Origin of the sequence: Affinirhizobium helianthi, from assembly GCF_042680945.1 — a bacterium.
In the GTDB taxonomy this organism is placed as follows: domain Bacteria; phylum Pseudomonadota; class Alphaproteobacteria; order Rhizobiales; family Rhizobiaceae; genus Neorhizobium; species Neorhizobium helianthi.
On sequence record NZ_JBHUEQ010000039.1, the window covers coordinates 12,167 to 30,320 of the forward strand.

An 18,154-nucleotide genomic window follows, 5' to 3' on the forward strand; every position below is an offset into this window, starting at 1 on the left:
ATGCTTAACATAAAAGTGGAATCGGCAGACCTAGCGGTTTGCCGGACCTTTAAGGCTGCCTTCTCGTCAGTGGCTGCTTTCTATGGTCGCACAACGGCAGAGACGGTTCTGTTCTCCGGGCTCCCCGATGAAATCGTGGAGTCGCTGGAGATCGACGACGTGGAGATGATCTGCGAGCGGATCGGTCTTCAGACGCTTCAGCTGGACGATCGGGCCTGCCGCGAGGGCGATTTCGATTGCCCGGCAATCTTGCGCCTGCCAGATGATAGCTATTTGGTTCTGTTGGAAAGCGATGATGCGGGAATGTTTACCGTCGGTCTCTATCCGACCAACAGTCAAACCTACCAGTTGACTCGCGCCGACCTGTTCCGACTACGTCCCGTTCTCGGTTACGCATTCACCCAGCATTACATCAATGCTTCCGAGGAAGCACTGGTGGGCCATGCAGCTGAAATTGAGCGCCGCCATTGGCTGACGCGTGCTCTTGCGCCTTACTGGCGCAGCTATGTACGTGTGGTCATAGCGGCGTTGTTCATCAATCTGATCGCGCTCGCCTCGCCACTCTTTACCATGAATGTGTATGATCGCGTTCTTCCGAACAAGGCAGTCGAGACCTTGTGGGTGCTGGCTCTGGGTATTACCCTGGCATACCTATTCGATTATCTTCTTAAGGCAGCCCGCTCAGCCCTGATCGATCATGCTGGCCGCAAGGCGGATCTGCGCCTTTCGCAGATGATATTCGACAAAGTCTTGAATGCAACGTTGTCTTCGCGGCCCCTATCCACCGGCGAATATGCCAATCGCGTCATGCAGTATGAGTTCGTTCGAGAGTTTTTCACCTCGAATACGATTGGTTTGATGATCGACACGCTCTTTGTGTTCGTGTTTCTGGTTGTCATCTACCTTTTGGCTGGCTGGTTGGTGGTGATCCCCGCAGTCGCTTTTCTTCTTTCTATCGCAATCGGTTTCTACGCACAGGCCCGCATTGGCCAGCGCATGGCCGCCGCGGCCAATGAAGCATCCCTGCGGCAATCCTTGTTGATCGAGACCATATCCACCATCGAAACCGTCAAGAGCCTTCGCGCCGAAGCGCCCATGCTGCGCCGTTGGCAGGAATTGATGAAGGGTTCCAGCCGCACGAGTGAGGAGATCAAACATATTTCCTCCAATGCGATCTATATGACTGGCTTCGTCCAGCAGATGGTAAGCGTGCTCATCGTGATTGCCGGTACCTATGAATTTGCTGAGGGAAGGCTGGCGATGGGCGCCATCGTTGCTACTGTCATGCTTGCAGGGCGTGCAGGGGCCCCTCTGGGGCAATTGGCCATGACGCTGGCGAGATTCCGCCAAGCCACCATGTCCTTGCGCATATTGAATGCGGTCATGGAACAACCGGAAGACAGGCCGAACACTGTCGGTTTTGTGAATCGGCAGATACGGCAGGGACGTTTTTCGTTTCAGAATGTTTCTTTCGCCTATCCCGGCGCAGATGTCCCGGTCATCAAGGAATTCAATCTCACCGTTGCGCCAGGTGAAAGAGTTGGCATCATCGGACGCATCGGCTCCGGCAAAACCACAGTGGGGCGTCTGCTGGACGGGCTGTTTATGCCCACGTCCGGACGCATTCTGATCGACGGCGTCGATATGCGTCAATACCACATGGCCGAGGTCCGCTCGGCTGTTGCGGTGGCCGGACAGTCGTCAGATCTTTTTTCCGGCACGGTGAAGGAGAATCTGCTTTTCGGCAGGCCGGATGCAACGGATGAAGAGCTTTTGGCCGTCGCACGCATGGCAGGCGTTGAGGATTTCGTTTCCAGCCATCCACGTGGCTTCGATATGCCGGTTGGCGAACGCGGCAATAATCTTTCGAGTGGACAGAAGCAGGCACTCACCATTGCGCGTCTTCTTCTCACCAGGCCCAAGATCGTGTTTCTTGACGAGCCGTCTGGAGCGATGGATCTTGCGAGTGAGAGGCATCTCATCCAACGCCTTTCCTCCGCATTCGACGGGAACACGACCCTTCTGATCGCGACACACCGCTTCAGCATGCTGGATCTGGTTGATCGGATCGTGGTGATCGATAAGGGCAAGGTTGTCGCCGACGGCCCGAAGGCGGCTGTAATGGATGCGATGCAACGCAAGGGGCAGCAGCCATGAAGAGCCGGTCCCACGATGCGCCTCCCTTCATGGCGCGAATGATTGTCGCAGTGCTTGGCGCTTGCATCGTCGCTTTTGTCGCCTGGGCAGCCATTGCCGAGATCGATGAGATTGCGCGCGGGGAAGGAAAGGTTATTCCCGTCTCCAAAACTCAGATTGTTCAGTCTTCCGAAGCCGGCGTCGTTCAGCAGATTGCCGTGCAGGTGGGGCAGATTGTTCGCAAGGGCGATCTGATCGTCCAGCTGAATAACACCACAACCGAATCCTCGCTGGGAGAAGCTGTTGCCAAGGCGCGTGCTCTTGGAGCCAAGGTTGCGAGGTTGGAACTGGAGGAGAATGGCCGATACGACGCGGCCTTTATCTGCCCGGAGAACGTCGCGAAGGTTGCAGAATCGGTTTGCGAGAACGAGGAGCGGCTGTTTGCAGCCAACCGGGCAAGCTACCAGAACAAGCTGGATGTGTTGCAGGAGCGTTTGCGCCAGCGCCAGAACGAAATGGCAGAGGCGGAAGCCAATATCAAGCGACTGGAGCAGAACATTACCGGTGCAACACGCCAGTTCGATCTGCTCAGCCCCTTGGCAAAGAAGGGTCTCGTTGCGCAAACGGACGTCATCAAGACGGAGCGCGAACTGACGGATCAAAAGGGACAGCTTGCGGTTTATCAGGAAAGTCTTGGTCGTTTGCGTGGGGCGATAGAAGAATCCAAGCTGCAAATGAATTCTCTGGCGCTTGAACTCAGACAGCAGGCGCTGACTGAAAAGGCGCAGACACTGGCCGAGCTTTCCGTCATGGAAGAAACCATTCGCGGGGCATCGGACCGGGTGAAGCGGACGGATATTCGCTCGCCTGTCGATGGCATCGTGAACACGCTGGAAGTCAACACACTTGGTGCCTATGTGGATCCAGGAAAGGTTGTGGCTGGTATTGTTCCAACTGCTGATACCTTGCTGATCGAAGCCAAAATTTCTCCGCGGGATGTGGCTTTTGTCCGTCGGGGACAGCCGGCAGTCGTCAAGATCACCGCCTATGATTTCTCGATTTTCGGCGGCTTGATGGGCGAAGTGACCAATGTTTCCGCCGACAGTATTGTTGAGAAGGAAAAGGGCGAAACCTTCTACCTGGTGCAGTTGAAAACGGACAAATCGGCTCTGGAGCGCGATGGTCGTTCCTACCCGATCATCCCTGGCATGATCGCTTCGGCGGAAATCATGACGGGCCGCAAATCGGTTCTCAGTTATCTGATGAAGCCGATCAACAAGGCCCGGTCGGTCGCGTTGACGGAGCGCTGACATGGTAGTGGTGGTGCGGCAGGGCGATCAGCAGACGGATGGTGCGGCGGAAGCCTTTCCCGCCGTTGCATCTATTGATGCGGAGCCGCGTTTCCGCGCAGTTACCTCGAAAAGCGGAGAGAGGCGGGGGATCCGACTGGAGGGCATCTATTGGGATGCGCTTGCGCGTGTCTCGGCCGAAACCGGGCTTTCACTCGCCGAGTTGATCGATCACGCCGTCAACCAGCTGCCGGACAACGGTAATCTTGCCTCGTGGCTGCGCGTCCTTGCGGTGAAATGGTCCATTTCCCGTCTTGCGCATGCGGAGAATGTGGCATCCTCCGATAGGCTCAACGCGCTTGTGCAGGCTTCGCCCATACCCACCGTTGCTCTCACGCGCGACAAGCGGCTGCGTTTCTTCAACGAGGCTTTCCTGACCATGCTGCGTCAGCGCCTGTCCTTGCCGAATGTTACGCAGCTAACCCGAGGTTTGCGTTTTTCTGTCGAAACGCAGATTGCCGATGCAATTGCCGTTCTGGAGGCAAATCCCGGAAGACCTCTGGCCACGGGTTTCAGCGTCAGTTGCGGCGGCGCGACGCTACGTGGACAGATCAATATTGCTCTGGCGCCAGATTGCGAGCAACAAATGGTACTCGGTTACGTTTCTCGTTATTGAGAGCAGTGCATGCTGTCCGGCTGGTCGCCTCAAAGATCAGCACCTTCACCGGGGGCAACGCCATCAAAGCCTTTTATCGAGGCCAAAGCCTGATTCTTGATCTTCGACCCATGAAGATAGCCGCGACCTTCCGAGATGGAGAAAAGGGGCTGGTAATCGGGTAGATCCTTATCCATCAGCACCTGTTCGCGCCTGTTGTCGAGGATGAAATGGCGGTCCTGCACCGTCACGGATAGGACCGCGTGGTAAAAGTGCCGCTTCGTGTCGTAGAGGACAACGATCGACATGTCTTTCAGGGGAACTCCATCAGCAGCCAAAGCTGCCATTTTCAGAAGGGCGTAATCTTCGCAGTCGCCTTTCCTCCGGGCGAGAGTCTCCGATGGCGAAGACCATACATCCTGCTTGCCGTACTGGTCGCTATCGGTGGTGTAACGAATTGCGCCATTAACGGCAAAATTGACAGCGTTCAGCTTGTCTCGGATGGAAGCCGTTTTCACCTTGGCTAGCGTGTTGGTCAATGCCGTTGTTTCCGATTTGCATTCCAACTCACCGCACTGAAGAGCGCTTCCCTCGGCAATGGCATCGAAGGTTGGCTTGGCCTTGGCCAGAGCACTTAGCTTCTTGAACGGAATTGCGACGGAACCAAAAACATCTTCTCGGCCAGTCGGAGCTCCCGCAGGGGCAATGGAGGCGGTTGTCAGCTGTTGATCCGTGGCGGGTACAGAAGATCCTGACATGCGATGTGTGAGTTGCGTGGATAGGAGTGTCCAGCCGGTTTGCAGCTGCAGTGGCAGAGGTTCAGCAACGAAACGGGGTAGGCTCGCAACCCATTCTCCACAGGTTTGGGCACATCTCGCTTGTGTCAGATTGGCAAGATCGACAGTGCGTACGTTCTGCGCGTGAACTGGCACGCTGATCAGCGTCGTGGCAAGTGTAAGACCTGCTAAGGTCAGGAGCGAGCGGTTCTGCACAGGCGATCCTCTTTCTTTCAAGAAAAAGATCGCAAAAACCTTTGAATATGCAGTTCAAAATACTGGATAATCTTAAGTATAAATCAGTATAGATATTTGAATAAAATTTTATCGACTTTGCCGCCATATCCTGTGAGTATCGCCTATGGTGCGGGCTTGCGTATTTTGCGGTTGGGGGGTGTAGAAACCCTTGGACAAATGCAAGTGCGCTCCATATTACGCCGCAAGCTTTTCTTATTTGGTGATGCTAATGAATCTGCAGGTCGTGTCAGCGCACTGGCCCGTTGGCGGTGGCGAAACGGGTGATCTGATCCGTCAGTTTGACTGGTCGCTGACCTCCCTCGGCCCTGTTTCCCAGTGGCCGCATCACTTGCGCATCAAAGTCAATTCCATCGTCAATTCGCCTATTCCGCAGGTGCTCATGTGGGGCCCTGACCACGTCATGCTCTATAATGACGGCTATATGGAGATTGCCGGAAGTTATCATCCCCGTGCTCTTGGCGCACGTGTTCCCGATATCTGGCCGGAGATCTGGGATTGGAACCGAAAGATCCTCGAGGCGGGCTTTCGTGGGGAGGTCCAATCCTTCCGCGACAAGGTGCTGACCCTTTACCGGCATGGCATGGCAGAAGATGTCGTCTTCGATCTGTTCTATACGCCGATTTACAGCGAGGAGGGGCGTGTAGACGGGGTCTTATGTACCGTTCTTGAAAACACGGAGAAGGTCCTGGCCGTCCGTGCGCTCGCTGACAGCCGTGAGGAATTGCGGCAGCTGACTGACGCGATGCCGATTCTCGTCGGCTATCTCGGTCATGATCATGTCTATCGCTTTGCCAATCAGGGCTATGTGGATTGGTTTGGACTTGCCCCTGGTGATGTGATCGGTCGCCATGCGCGCTCCGTTATCGGAGAGGACTATTACGAGAGGCGAAGGGCGATGCTTGATCGCGCTCTCGCCGGTGAACTGATCATCACGGACAGCATTATCGAGCGTCCGGATGGTGAGAGACGCACGGCTGAAGTGCGTTATATCCCGCGCAAAACTGCCGACGGCGCCGTGGATGGCATCTACATCCTGATCATTGACATCAATGATCGCAAACTCGGCGAACTTGCTCTTAGACGCAGTAACGACCGGTTCAGAGCGGCCATGAATGCCGTACATGGCGTGTTATGGACCAATAGTCCCGATGGACGGATGATTGGAGAGCAGCCGGGTTGGGCCTCGTTGACGGGCCAGGCGCAGGAAGAATATCGGGATTATGGCTGGGCGGATGCTGTCCACCCGGAGGATCGTGTCGCCTCTATCGCCAGCTGGCGCGAGGCGGTGGCCACGAAGTCCACCTATATCTGGGAGCACCGGGTGCGCCGACATGATGGCCGCTATCGCACCTGCATGATACGCGCGATCCCCGTTCTGAATGCTAATGGCGAGATTGATGAATGGGTTGGCGTTCATACCGATATCACCGAGCAGCGGCAGGCGGAGGCAAGCCTTCAGGAACACGCGGCAAGCCTTGAGCGGCAGGTGCGCCATCGGCAGCGTGCCGAGGAACAGCTGCGTCAATTGAATGAAACGCTCGAAGCGCGTGTCGAGACCGAGATGGCTGAACGCCGTCAGGCCGAGCGCGCGCTCCAGCAGGCGCAGAAAATGGAAGCGATCGGCCAGCTAACAGGCGGGGTCGCGCACGACTTCAACAATTTGCTGCAGGTTATCCAGGGCAATCTGCAGCTTCTGGTGAAGGATGTGGCAGGAAATGCGCGGGCGGAACGGCGTGTCACCAATGCGCTGGCGGGTGTGAGCCGAGGCGCAAAACTGGCCAGTCAACTTCTGGCATTCGGTCGCCGCCAGGCATTGGAGCCACGCGTCATCAATATCGCCCGCTTCATCCATGGCATGGACGATCTTTTGAGACGCTCTCTTGGAGAGGCGATCGAAATTGAAGTCATCAGCAGCGGCGGTTTGTGGAATACCTATGCGGATCCGACACAGGTTGAGAACGCACTGCTCAATCTTGCCATCAATGCCCGCGATGCGATGGAAGGTTCCGGTAAGCTCACTGTCGAAGTCGGCAATGCAAGCCTCGATCAGGATTATGCCCGCTCTCATCCGGAAGTGAGTACAGGGCAATATGTCATGCTGGCTGTCACGGATACGGGTTCGGGCATGCCCCCGGAGGTTCTGGAAAGGGTTTTCGAGCCTTTCTTCTCAACCAAGCCGGAGGGCAAGGGCACAGGCCTTGGCCTGTCGATGGTTTATGGCTTCGTCAAACAGTCCGGTGGACATGTGAAGATTTACAGCGAAGTCGGGCAGGGGACGACTGTCAAAATCTATCTGCCGAGATCGGTGGCTGACGAGGATCGTGAGGTTGTCGTTCAGAATGGCCCGGTTGTTGGTGGCTCGGAAACGATCCTTGTTGTTGAGGATGACGAGGAGGTCCGCAATACCGTGGTGGAAACTCTGGCAGACCTCGGCTACCGCGTGCTGACGGCGAGGGATGCGCAGGCTGGTTTGAACGTGGTCGAGAGCGGCCTGCCAATCGATGTCATCTTCACGGATGTGGTGATGCCGGGGCCGATGAAGAGCCGCGAAATGGCGCGCCGGGCGAAGGAGCGCCTCCCCAATCTCGCGATCCTTTTTACCTCCGGCTACACGGAGAACTCCATTGTGCATGGCGGCATTCTGGATGCAGGTGTCGAGCTTTTGTCTAAACCTTATACAAGAGAGGCCTTGGCGCGCCGCCTGCGCCACGTCATCGCCAACCAGAAGCAGATCGGGATCGCAGGGTCGTTTGAAGCCCCGCAAGTTGCGGAAAGCCAGGAGCAGGCCGGGGACAAGATCATCCTCCTGGTGGAAGACGATGGGTTGATCCGTTCGAACACTGCCGAAATGCTGGAGGCGCTTGGCTATCAGGTCATTGAGGCCGCCAATGGCAGGGAAGCGCTTACGGCGCTTTCGCGTGAACCTGTTGATGTCCTTCTCACGGACATAGGCTTGCCTGATCTCGATGGAGGTGCGCTTGCAAAGCGGGCGGTGGCGCATAACCCCGCGCTCGCCGTCGTCTTCGCAACAGGCGAGCATCACCTGCCTGCGGGGGTGAGCGAAGAGGCTGCTCTTCTTCAGAAGCCCTATGATCAATCGGCATTGAAGGATGTTTTGAGAAGGGTATTCCAGCGGCAGAAAGGCGTAAGCATTCTCGGTTAAACCGGAAGCACGTGAAACCCCCTTTTTCCTTGGCATGCCAGCAGCCCGGACGTGAAGCCGCCAACGCACTTGTGCTGGACCTGCGCTCGCCCTGAACCGTGTGTTGCCTATGGCGAAAATTGGTGATCGCGCTTAAGGAGATGCGGACATCTTTGTAGAAAAGCGCGGTACCATGGTGCTAAACTCGCAGGCAGGTTCACCTTCCCGTCTCGCCATATCATTCGGTGGCGAGTTTCGCGATTCTGCACTTGAGGCGGCCTATTGCGATGCCTCAATCGAAAAAAGCCGCGCGAGTGCAAAGCTTTCCGTAACCGCGATCACGGTTGCCAGCCTTTCGTTCTTGCCGATGGACCTGCTGCTGCTTCCCGCACCGGCTCTTTATCTCTTCGTTGGTGTGCGGCTGGCTATCGGCATCATTGGCATAGTGACCTTGATGCGCCTGAAGCATGCGTCCACTGCGCAGCAGATCGTGTGGATCAGTTATGCGCAGGCCATCATCTTCTTTTTCCTGAATGCGCTTATCTTCAATCATCCATCACTGGTTCGTCATGGCGGCGTCTTGATACCCATGATTGCGATTGCGCTGCCGATGTATTTGCCAGGCAAAAGCCTGCATGCGGCGCTCATCAGTGCTTACGGCGCTTTGATCAGTCTTCTTTTCTGGGGTGTCTTGCGACCTGACCCCGAGCCGCCGATGGATCTGGCCATCATTCTGATGATGGCCACAATCGCATTCACGGTCGGTAACGCGTTTCGCATCCAGCTAAGCCGTATTCGGCGCGAGGAATTCCTCCAGATTGAGCGGATAAACCAGATCAACCGGGAGCTGACGGCCGCGAAGGAGCAGGCCGAAGCTGGAGAACGGATCAAAGGCGAATTCCTGGCGGTCATGAGCCATGAGATACGCACGCCGATGAATGGCATTCTCGGTATGATCCATCTGCTTTTGCGCGAACATATGCGTCCGTCACTGCGTGAACGCCTTGAGGTGGTTCGCCGGTCTGCGGAGGCCTTGCGCACCATTCTCGACGATGTGCTGGACCTGTCGAGCCTCGACAAGGAATCCCGTTCGCTGAACCTCGGGCCTGTCGATATGCCGAAGCTGGTGGCGGATGTTGTGGATCTGATGGCCCCCCGAGCCAGGGAGAAGCATCTCGATCTGACATTCGTTCATGAAGGGCACCGTGTCGGTTGGGTCTTGGGCGATGCCGCGCGCATTCGTCAGATCCTGCTCAACCTTATCGGAAATGCCGTCAAGTTCACGGACAAGGGTAGTATTTCGGTTGTCATGGCTGGCATCGTGCAGTCCGGCGTGGCCGGGCAGGAGCGGGATGCTGTCCTGTTGACCATTTCAGATACCGGAATTGGCATTAGCCCGGAAGAAATAGGAACCGTCTTCGAGCCGTTCGCACAGGCCGATGCTTCTATTCGCAGACGATTCGGTGGTCTGGGTCTGGGGCTGGCCATTGCCAAGCGCCTCACACAGGTGATGGGCGGGGACATCTCCGTGTCCAGCGAGCCTGGCAAGGGCAGCACGTTCACCATTATCCTGCCGCTTCCAGCACACGAAGCTCCGATCGATCTGTCGGCCCCGCAAATCTCATCGGGGGCCAAGCTCGCCCCCTCCCACAAGCTGCGCCTACTGGTCGTCGAGGACAATCCGATCAATCAAAAAGTAGCTCGAGGACTGCTGGAGATTGAAGGGCATGCATGCGAGATTGCGGAGAACGGTAGAGAGGCAATCGATGCTGTCCAGAGAAGCGAGTTCGACGCTGTTCTAATGGACCTGCAAATGCCGGAAATGGATGGTTTTGAAGCGACCCGGCGTATTCGCAAGCTCGGGGGGCGCTTTGTGACACTGCCCATTGTCGCACTGACTGCCAATGCCATGAGGGAAGATGTGGAACGCTCACGTGAAGCGGGTATGAATGCCCATCTTGCCAAGCCCATCAGCATTCCCCAGCTTCTGCAGGTTCTGGCCAGTATAGCGCCTGGATCCGAGCCGCACCTTTCCTTTGTGGCCCCCTTTCTCTCGCCTGGCTCCGATGTCCTTTTGGTGGGGGCGGTGCCGCCATCTACGCAGGCTGCGCTTCGGCGGCTGGATCTACGTCTTTTCCCCGTGTCGGATATGTCTGCCGCGCGAACCATGATGCTGTCGAAAACCTTTCCTGCCGTTTTTCTGGTCTCGCCAACCCCGGTGCAGGTCGATACCTTCAGAAGGCAGATGGGGGCATCGCTGCGAATCGTGGTGCTTGCGGATCTCGAGAGTGTTGCGGCGGATGAAATCCGCGATGCTGGGGCAGATCTGGCCCTGCCGCTGAATTCGTCGATTGAAGCGCTTTCACAAGCGCTTTTCCCGGCCGAGGAGGGGATCAACCCGGTCGAGCTTCTGGAGCCGGAAGCACGGGAAAAGGTAACGCAACTATTTCTTGAGCATTTGCGTCAACAGCGATTGAAAATTGACAAAGGTGTGATGTCATATGACGCGCTTCAGGCTATTGCACATCGTGTCAGAGGCAGTGCTTCGAACATGGGTTTTGAAGATCTCGCCAATGTTGCGCAGGATGCGTTGACAGCTGATGAAGGCAATATGATGCAAATTGCCAATAATTTAAGAGATGCGATCCAGTATACGATCAACTCCATTGAGGCCGGTCGCCGATACGAGATTGGTCGGGGGGAAGAGGATCGGGGCGAAGCATGACTGACACTGTTCTCGTCGTAGAAGATGCACCTGATAATTTGGAAATGATTTGCAGCTTCCTTGAGCAGAATGGCTACCACACCATTCAGGCTCGCTCGGCGTCAGAGATGCGCCTTCGGCTGCAAGCCAAACAACCGGATATTGTACTGCTTGATGTGAACCTGCCGGATGGCGATGGCATCGAGATTGCTGCCCAGATGCGCCTGGGCGAGCGTTTTGGCCTCATCTTCGTGACGGGGCGCTCCTCCGATGACGATGTTCTGGCGGGCCTGGAGGCAGGCGGCGATGACTATGTGACAAAGCCGGTTAATCTGAGAACGCTATTGGCCCGTATCCGCAGTGTTCTTAGACGCTCCCGTGAGCCAGTGATCACTTTTAACGGTTGGGTGCTGGATGTCGTGCGCCGGGAATTGTTCAAGCCAAACGGGCAGCTTCTGGAATTGACGGCCGGCGAGATGAACATTCTCGTGGCACTCGCCTCTCGCCCGTCTCAGGCGCTTTCTCGTGATTTCTTGCTCGATGTCATCGCCAATCGCGATCCGAGATCCATTAGTGGCCACACAGTTGATAACCTGATCGCGCGCCTTCGACGAAAGATGCAGCATGAAGGTGTCGAGGCGCCCATCGTCACCGTGCGCGGCGTTGGCTACGCGTTGTCGCCCGGAGACAGATCCGTCGACGCTTGACGGTCATCTGTTGCAGATGATGCGATCCCGATGGGACAGCCCTCGGAATTTATGAACCGAACACCGCCGTTTTCGAAAGCCTGCCGCAGCTGCGCCTCGGTAGAGCGGTGAACGTCATGGCGGCTGCCTTCGTAATCACGGATGGTGCTACGTGAGACGCCGGATCGGTCAGCCAATTCGCATTGCGTCCAATCCAGCAGTCCTCTTGCTGCCCGACACAAAGCAGGTGTCAGAATTTTAGCTGTTTCCGCTTGACCCATGTGTGAAAGCTGCCCATATTGGTCGATATTGATCATATAGACTGATTTTTTGGGGTGCGCCAGCAGGAACTTCGCGTTTGGCCAGGTCGAACCTCTGTGCTTAAGTAAAAGGAAACCGAGCATTGGGATAATCTCCGGCCCTCTCATACTTGTTGCTTTGATTGTTCTGCCGTTTCTGGGCAGTATCGTGTCGGCCTTTATCCTGAATACCACTTCGCGTGATCTGCCTGTTTCGGTTGCGGGCGTTGTGACGGGGCTGTGTTTCCTCCTATCTGCCCTTGCCTACCCGTTTGTAACGGATGGAAATGTCATTCGTCATGAGATTGAATGGCTTCCGCAGTTCGGCCTCAACCTGACCTTGCGAATGGATGGGTTTGCCTGGATTTTCGCGACACTGATTGGAGCGATCGGCTTTCTGGTCGTTCTTTATGCTCGGTATTACATGTCCGAAGAGGATCCGATACCGCGTTTCTTTTCCTTTCTGCTTGCATTCATGGGTGCCATGCTGGGGATTGTCATCTCCGGCAACATCATCCTGATCTCGGTATTCTGGGAACTCACCAGCATCTTTTCCTTCCTGCTGATCAGCTATTGGCATCATAATGCTGCCGCCCGGGATGGCGCACGTATGGCGCTGACCATTACCGGGATAGGTGGTTTCTGCCTTCTCATCGGCATGCTGTTGCTTGGCAATATCACCGGTACCTACGATCTGGATAAGATATTGGCGTCCGGCGATGCCATCCGTGCCCACCCGCTTTATCTACCAACGCTGATCTTCATTCTGCTGGGCGCGCTCACGAAAAGCGCTCAGTTTCCTTTTCACTTCTGGCTGCCAAATGCCATGGCAGCGCCAACACCCGTCTCGGCATTTCTCCATTCTGCGACCATGGTGAAGGCCGGGGTCTTCCTGCTTGTGCGTCTTTGGCCGGCGCTGTCCGGCACCTATGAGTGGTTTTTCCTTCTCGGAATAGCAGGGATCCTGACACTCCTGCTCGGTGCGTATTTCGCCATGTTCCAGCAGGATCTGAAGGGGCTGCTGGCCTATTCGACCATCAGTCATCTGGGTCTCATCACCACGCTTCTCAGCCTCGGCAGTCCTCTTGCGACTGTGGCAGCCATCTTTCACATGCTCAATCATGCGACGTTCAAGGCGTCGTTGTTCATGGCGGCCGGGATTATCGATCATGAGACCGGCACGCGAGACATGCGAAGGCTCACCGGGCTTTTTCGGTTTTTGCCCATTACGGCGACGCTTGCCATGGTCGCCAGTGCAGCAATGGCTGGTGTCCCTCTGCTGAACGGTTTCCTGTCCAAGGAAATGTTTTTTGCGGAAGCGGTGGAGACCCATGCGGACTCCTGGCTAGACCGAATTCTGCCTTATGTGGCGACTTTGGCGTCAGCCTTTAGTGTTGCCTACTCGCTGCGCTTCATCCACACGGTGTTTTTCGGCCCGAAGCCTAAGGACCTTCCGAAGCCCCATCCGCATGAGCCGCCGCATTGGATGCGTTTCCCCATCGAGTTTCTTGTGGTGATCTGCCTGATCGTCGGGGTTGCTCCGGCCTTCTCCATTGCTCCCTTTCTCTCGACTGCTGTGGAAAGCGTGCTTGGGGCAGAGACCCCGCAGTATAGTCTTGCGATCTGGCACGGTTTCAGCCTGCCCCTGCTGATGAGCGCGATCGCACTTGTGGGCGGCACGCTGATTTACCTCGCCTTGCGGCGCTATCTGCTGACCTGTGAGGATGGTCCGCCCCTGTTTCGCCGTCTGCGCGGTCAACGCATCTTTGAGCGGGTTCTGGTCACGGTATCGTGGCGTTGGGCACGATGGGCGGAGTCCCGTCTGGGTACTCGAAACCTCCAGCCGCAATTGCGCTGGATTGTGGCGGTGGGCTTTCTGTATGGCCTTTTGCCTCTCTGGGCGTCCGGCTTCGAGGCAAGGCCCTTCACGTTCACCGGTGTTGATCCCGCCTTCGCGATACTCTGGCTTCTGGGTGGCGCCTTGTCTTTCGGCGCAGCCTATCTTGCCAAGTATCATCGTCTTGCGGCTCTCGTCATGCTGGGCGGTGTGGGGCTTGTCGTCTGTACCACCTTTGTGTGGTTATCTGCACCCGATCTGGCCATCACGCAATTGCTGGTGGAGATTGTCACGACGGTTCTCATCCTGCTGGGATTGCGCTGGCTTCCCAAACGTAACGCCGAAATTCCGGATCAGATGACCATTCGCGCCCGCGCCAGACGATTCCGTGACCTGATTCTCGCGATTTGCTGCGGTGTGGGCATGTCATTCATCGCCTTCGCGGTTATGACAATGCCTGTGCCGGATGCCATTGCGACATACTTCCTTGAGAACGCCTACAGTCAGGGCGGCGGACGCAACGTCGTGAATGTGATCCTGGTCGATTTTCGCGGCTTTGACACCATGGGGGAAATCGCGGTTCTGGGCGTTGTGGCGCTCACGGTTTATGCACTTCTGCGGCGCTTCCGTCCAGCGCCGGACAGTATTGCCCTGCCGGAACAGCAGGAGATGCAGAACCGATTTGACCGGGAACGCCCTGAGCGGTCGCCGGGCGATACGGTTCGCGATTATCTGCTCATTCCGTCCATCATCATGCAGTGGCTTTTCCCGGTGGTCATTACTTTCGCGGTTTACCTGTTCATGCGTGGTCATGACCTGCCCGGCGGCGGGTTTTCTGCCGGACTGACCATGTCCATCGCTTTCCTGCTGCAATATCTGGCAGGCGGAACGCGATGGGCGGAGGATCGAATTCGCATTTTGCCGCTTCGCTGGATGGGGATGGGTCTGTTGACAGCCATGGCGACAGGCATGGGAGCGTGGCTGCTTGGTTATCCATTTCTGACATCGCACTTTCAGTATGTCGAATTGCCGCTTGTGGGCAAAGTTCCGGCCGCGACCGCGTTGCTTTTCGATCTTGGAGTCTTCCTGCTGGTGGTGGGATCTACGGTCCTGATCCTGGTTGCTCTGGCGCACCAGTCAATTCGGATCAATCGCCTGCGCGCGCAGGATGCCGTAAGAGGGGAGGAAGCCTGATGGAGCTCATCCTTTCCCTCGCAATCGGTCTTATGACAGGCTGCGGCGTGTGGCTTATCCTGCGCCCGCGCACCTATCAGGTCATCGTTGGGCTTTCCCTGCTATCTTATGCCGTGAACCTGTTCATTTTCGGTGTGGGAGGCGTGAAGAGCAATCTGCCCCCCATTCTCTTCGAAGACGTGGTTGCCGCTCATCTTTCTGACCCCGTGCCGCAGGCATTGGTGCTGACTGCTATCGTCATCGGATTTGCAACGACTGCTCTCTTTCTCGTCGTGCTGCTGGCTTCCAGAGGTTTGACGGGTAACGACCACGTGGACGGGAGAGAGGATACGAAATGAACGGTTGGGCCCACCACCTCATCATCGCGCCCATTCTCGTGCCCATACTGGCATGCGCGATTTTGCTGTTCATCGATGAGCGCAGTCGCGTCACCAAGGCCATGATCAGCCTGGTCGCCACGTTGCTCCTCTGCATCATTGCCTTCGTACTTCTAAGGATTGAAAGCGGTCCGAATGATTTCGAGGGCGTTTACCTGCTCGGTAACTGGGCAGCGCCCTTTGGTATCGTTCTCGTGCTCGATGGCCTATCGGCCCTCATGCTGATGCTGAGCGCGCTTCTCGCACTTGCGGCGCTGATTTTTTCGCTTGCCCGCTGGCACGGCATGGGCGCGCATTACCACAGTATGTTCCAACTGTTGCTGGCAGGGCTAAACGGCGCATTTCTCACAGGTGACCTGTTCAACCTTTTTGTCTTCTTTGAAGTCATGCTGGCCGCTTCTTACGGGCTGATGCTGCATGGTTCCGGCCCGCTCCGCGTCAAGGCGGGCATGCACTATATCGCGGTCAATCTGGTCGCCGCGCTTTTCTTTCTGATTGGTGTGAGCCTGATCTACGGTACTGCCGGTACGCTGAACGTGGCCGATCTGGCGGCACGGTTGCCGCAGATCGAACCGGATCGCCTCATGCTGCTGCAGGCAGGTGCAGGTGTGCTGGGTGTGGCATTTCTCATCAAGGCTGGCATGTGGCCGCTATGCTTCTGGCTGCCCACGGCTTATAGCGCCGCTGCAGCGCCTGTTGCGGGTATCTTCGCGATCCTCAGCAAGCTCGGAATTTATGTGATCCTGCGCCTGACAATGCTTTTGTTCGGGGAGGGGCCTTTGGCGGGCTTTGGCGCAACCGCTCTTTTGCTGGGCGGGCTTGCCACGCTTGTATTCGGTATCGTCGGCGTGCTCGCATCCCAGGCCCTTGGCCGTCTTGCCGGTTACTCCGTTCTCGTCTCTTCGGGAACGCTGCTGATGGTTCTCGGCATTAATGACGGCGTAGTGTCCTCAGGCGCGCTGCTTTATCTGGTCAGTTCAACCTTCACCATCGCGGCCTTCTTTATGCTGATCGAGCTTGTCGAGCGGGGGCAGGATGCCGGTGCCAATGTGCTGGCCGTAACGATGGAAGCCTACGGTGAGGGGGAGGACGAGCGCTTCGATGAGGAGCAGGGCGTTGCGATGCCAGGTACCATGGCGATCCTTGGTACCTGTTTTGCCATGTGCGCCATTCTGCTGGCGGGGCTTCCGCCGCTTTCCGGGTTCATTGCCAAGTTCGCCATGCTTTCTGCCATGATGGGCGCAAGTGCAATTGGCGTTCCTCCCACCGCCGCCGTCTGGACATTGATTGTCCTCGTCATTTTGTCCGGCGTCGCCTCGCTCATTGCCATGACGCGTGTTGGCATCAGAACATTCTGGAGTTCATTGGAGGGCACAGTGCCGCGTGTTCTCGTCATCGAACTCGTGCCGGTCATGTTCCTGCTGTCATTGACCTTGTTGCTGTCGATACAGGCAGGTCCAGCCATGCGCTATATGGATACGACAATCCGGGTGCTGGCCACGCCGTCGAATTACATCAATGCTGTGCGCGATGCCTATCAGGTGCCTTCACCAGGGCAAAACCGCGGGGAGGGCCAACACTGATGTTGCCTTTTCCGCTACTGACACTTTGCCTGACTTTCATGTGGATGCTGCTCAACAGCTTCACCCTGGGTCACCTTATCCTTGGGTCGATCGTGGCAGTGGTCGCTGGCTGGTCATTGGCGTCGCTGCGCCCGGAAAAACCCAGACTGAAGAAGTGGTATTTGCTGCCCAGGCTTTTCGCCATCGTGTTCGCGGATATCATCCGGTCGAATATTGCCGTGGCGCGACTGGTCTTAGCAGGGAAACGCAGGAAGGCGACGTCCGGCTTCCTGCTTCTTCCGCTTGAACTTCAAAACCCGTTCGCGCTGGCAATTCTTGCTGTCATTGTCACATCGACACCCGGTTCGGCCTGGCTGGAATATGATTCACGCGCTCGCACCGTTCTCATTCACGTTCTGGATCTGATCGATCAGGAGGAATGGATCGCCATGATCAAGCAACGCTATGAAGCCCTGCTGATGGAGATATTCGCATGAGCGCCGTCATTGTGCTGACTGCCGTTTCCTTGGCGCAGGTGATCTTTGGTCTCGCAATGGTGATAGCCGCGATCAGAATGTTCCATGGACCGCGCGCCCAGGATCGTATCATCGCCTTGGATACGCTTTACATCAACGCCATGCTTCTCCTTGTGACATTCGGCATCGGAACCGGAAGAAACGTCTATTTCGAAGCAGCTCTGGTTATTGGCATGCTGGGCTTCGTGGCCACTGTCGCACTGGCCAAGTTCCTGATGCGCGGGGAGGTCATCGAATGATGCAATCCGTTGCTGATCTCCCGCTCTGGGCTGCGCTTCTGGTAGCATTCTTCCTGCTTCTGGGCGCTGTGCTGACCTTGATCGGCAGTATCGGGCTTTTGCGTCTACCGACCTTTTACGAGCGTTTGCACGCGCCCACGCTTGGCACCAGTTGGGGGGTGGGCGGAACCATGCTCGCCTCCGCAATCTATTTCTCCATTGCCTCGACACGCCCGGTTCTCCACGAGATCCTGATTGGCGTCTTCGTTACTGTGACCACCCCCATTACCTTCATGCTGCTGGCACGTGCAGCGCTTCATCGAGATCGTGTTGAGCAGAACGAAGCAGTCCCGGAGAAAGCCCATTCCCCACGTGCCGACGACTTAGCCGAGAACAGGGACGATTGATCGAGGTGCTACTTGATGAGAAGTGGGCAATTGCTTTCGTATAGGAGAGCTGACGCGAAAGAAGAGCGGGCTCGCCAG

The 18,154-nt window shown here is 56.5% G+C and carries 14 protein-coding genes; 12 read left to right on the forward strand and 2 right to left on the reverse strand.

All coding sequences use genetic code 11. The annotated features are described in order from the left end of the window. Genes ACFSE1_RS18255 through ACFSE1_RS18265 form a run of 3 tightly spaced genes read left to right on the forward strand, consistent with a single transcriptional unit; the run spans position 1 to position 4,101 of the window. Positions 1-2,157 (forward strand): type I secretion system permease/ATPase, encoded by a 2,157-nt coding sequence (locus ACFSE1_RS18255; RefSeq protein WP_377404684.1) that lies wholly within the window; start codon positions 1-3, stop codon positions 2,155-2,157. Continuing rightward, positions 2,154-3,446 (forward strand): HlyD family type I secretion periplasmic adaptor subunit, encoded by a 1,293-nt coding sequence (locus tag ACFSE1_RS18260; RefSeq protein WP_377404687.1) that lies wholly within the window; start codon positions 2,154-2,156, stop codon positions 3,444-3,446. Before ACFSE1_RS18255 ends, ACFSE1_RS18260 begins: the two co-directional genes overlap by 4 nt. Before the next feature lies 1 nt (position 3,447). After that, positions 3,448-4,101, forward strand: a complete 654-nt coding sequence (locus ACFSE1_RS18265; protein ID WP_377404690.1) for a ribbon-helix-helix domain-containing protein — start codon at positions 3,448-3,450, stop codon at positions 4,099-4,101. Positions 4,102-4,130: 29 nt separating this feature from the next. Here ACFSE1_RS18265 and ACFSE1_RS18270 read toward each other — a convergent pair whose 3' ends face one another. Further along, positions 4,131-5,072 carry a transglutaminase-like cysteine peptidase gene (locus ACFSE1_RS18270; RefSeq protein ID WP_377404693.1) on the reverse strand — a complete coding sequence of 314 codons (942 nt, stop codon included), beginning with the start codon at positions 5,070-5,072 and terminating at the stop codon, positions 4,131-4,133. A 250-nt stretch (positions 5,073-5,322) separates the two neighbouring features. Between ACFSE1_RS18270 and ACFSE1_RS18275 the strand changes: the two genes are divergently transcribed. The 3 genes from ACFSE1_RS18275 to ACFSE1_RS18285 all read left to right on the forward strand — a co-directional run bounded on the left by ACFSE1_RS18275 (position 5,323) and on the right by ACFSE1_RS18285 (position 11,667). Next, the gene (locus ACFSE1_RS18275) at positions 5,323-8,277 is read left to right on the forward strand and encodes a PAS domain-containing protein (RefSeq protein ID WP_377404697.1); all 2,955 of its coding nucleotides are present in this window, start codon (positions 5,323-5,325) and stop codon (positions 8,275-8,277) included. 172 nt (positions 8,278-8,449) lie between these two features. Further along, the gene (locus ACFSE1_RS18280) at positions 8,450-10,981 is read left to right on the forward strand and encodes a sensor histidine kinase (RefSeq protein ID WP_377404700.1); all 2,532 of its coding nucleotides are present in this window, start codon (positions 8,450-8,452) and stop codon (positions 10,979-10,981) included. After that, positions 10,978-11,667, forward strand: a complete 690-nt coding sequence (locus ACFSE1_RS18285; protein WP_377404702.1) for a response regulator transcription factor — start codon at positions 10,978-10,980, stop codon at positions 11,665-11,667. Before ACFSE1_RS18280 ends, ACFSE1_RS18285 begins: the two co-directional genes overlap by 4 nt. On the opposite strand, the gene ACFSE1_RS18290 is transcribed toward ACFSE1_RS18285, so the two are convergent. Then, entirely contained in the window at positions 11,628-11,927 is a 300-nt protein-coding gene (locus ACFSE1_RS18290) for a helix-turn-helix transcriptional regulator (protein ID WP_377405088.1), read from the reverse strand. The two genes, ACFSE1_RS18285 and ACFSE1_RS18290, sit on opposite strands and share 40 nt — an antisense overlap. Before the next feature lie 145 nt (positions 11,928-12,072). On the opposite strand from ACFSE1_RS18290, the gene ACFSE1_RS18295 reads away from it, so the two are divergent. From ACFSE1_RS18295 to mnhG, 6 genes are read left to right on the forward strand one after another with little or no spacing between them, the layout of a single operon-like run. Then, the gene (locus tag ACFSE1_RS18295) at positions 12,073-14,976 is read left to right on the forward strand and encodes a monovalent cation/H+ antiporter subunit A (RefSeq protein WP_377405091.1); all 2,904 of its coding nucleotides are present in this window, start codon (positions 12,073-12,075) and stop codon (positions 14,974-14,976) included. Next, a complete protein-coding gene (locus ACFSE1_RS18300; RefSeq protein ID WP_377404705.1) occupies positions 14,976-15,314 on the forward strand; it encodes a Na+/H+ antiporter subunit C in 339 nt (112 codons plus the stop codon). Before ACFSE1_RS18295 ends, ACFSE1_RS18300 begins: the two co-directional genes overlap by 1 nt. Then, positions 15,311-16,936 carry a monovalent cation/H+ antiporter subunit D gene (locus tag ACFSE1_RS18305; RefSeq protein WP_377404708.1) on the forward strand — a complete coding sequence of 542 codons (1,626 nt, stop codon included), beginning with the start codon at positions 15,311-15,313 and terminating at the stop codon, positions 16,934-16,936. The genes ACFSE1_RS18300 and ACFSE1_RS18305 overlap by 4 nt, the downstream gene beginning before the upstream one ends. Further along, positions 16,936-17,412, forward strand: a complete 477-nt coding sequence (locus ACFSE1_RS18310; protein WP_377404710.1) for a Na+/H+ antiporter subunit E — start codon at positions 16,936-16,938, stop codon at positions 17,410-17,412. The genes ACFSE1_RS18305 and ACFSE1_RS18310 overlap by 1 nt, the downstream gene beginning before the upstream one ends. Further along, a complete protein-coding gene (locus ACFSE1_RS18315) occupies positions 17,409-17,690 on the forward strand; it encodes a K+/H+ antiporter subunit F (RefSeq protein WP_377404713.1) in 282 nt (93 codons plus the stop codon). Before ACFSE1_RS18310 ends, ACFSE1_RS18315 begins: the two co-directional genes overlap by 4 nt. Further along, on the forward strand, positions 17,687-18,076 hold the full coding sequence (gene mnhG / locus ACFSE1_RS18320; protein WP_377404715.1) for a monovalent cation/H(+) antiporter subunit G: 390 nt from the start codon (positions 17,687-17,689) through the stop codon (positions 18,074-18,076). Before ACFSE1_RS18315 ends, mnhG begins: the two co-directional genes overlap by 4 nt. The last annotated feature ends 78 nt before the right edge of the window (positions 18,077-18,154 follow it).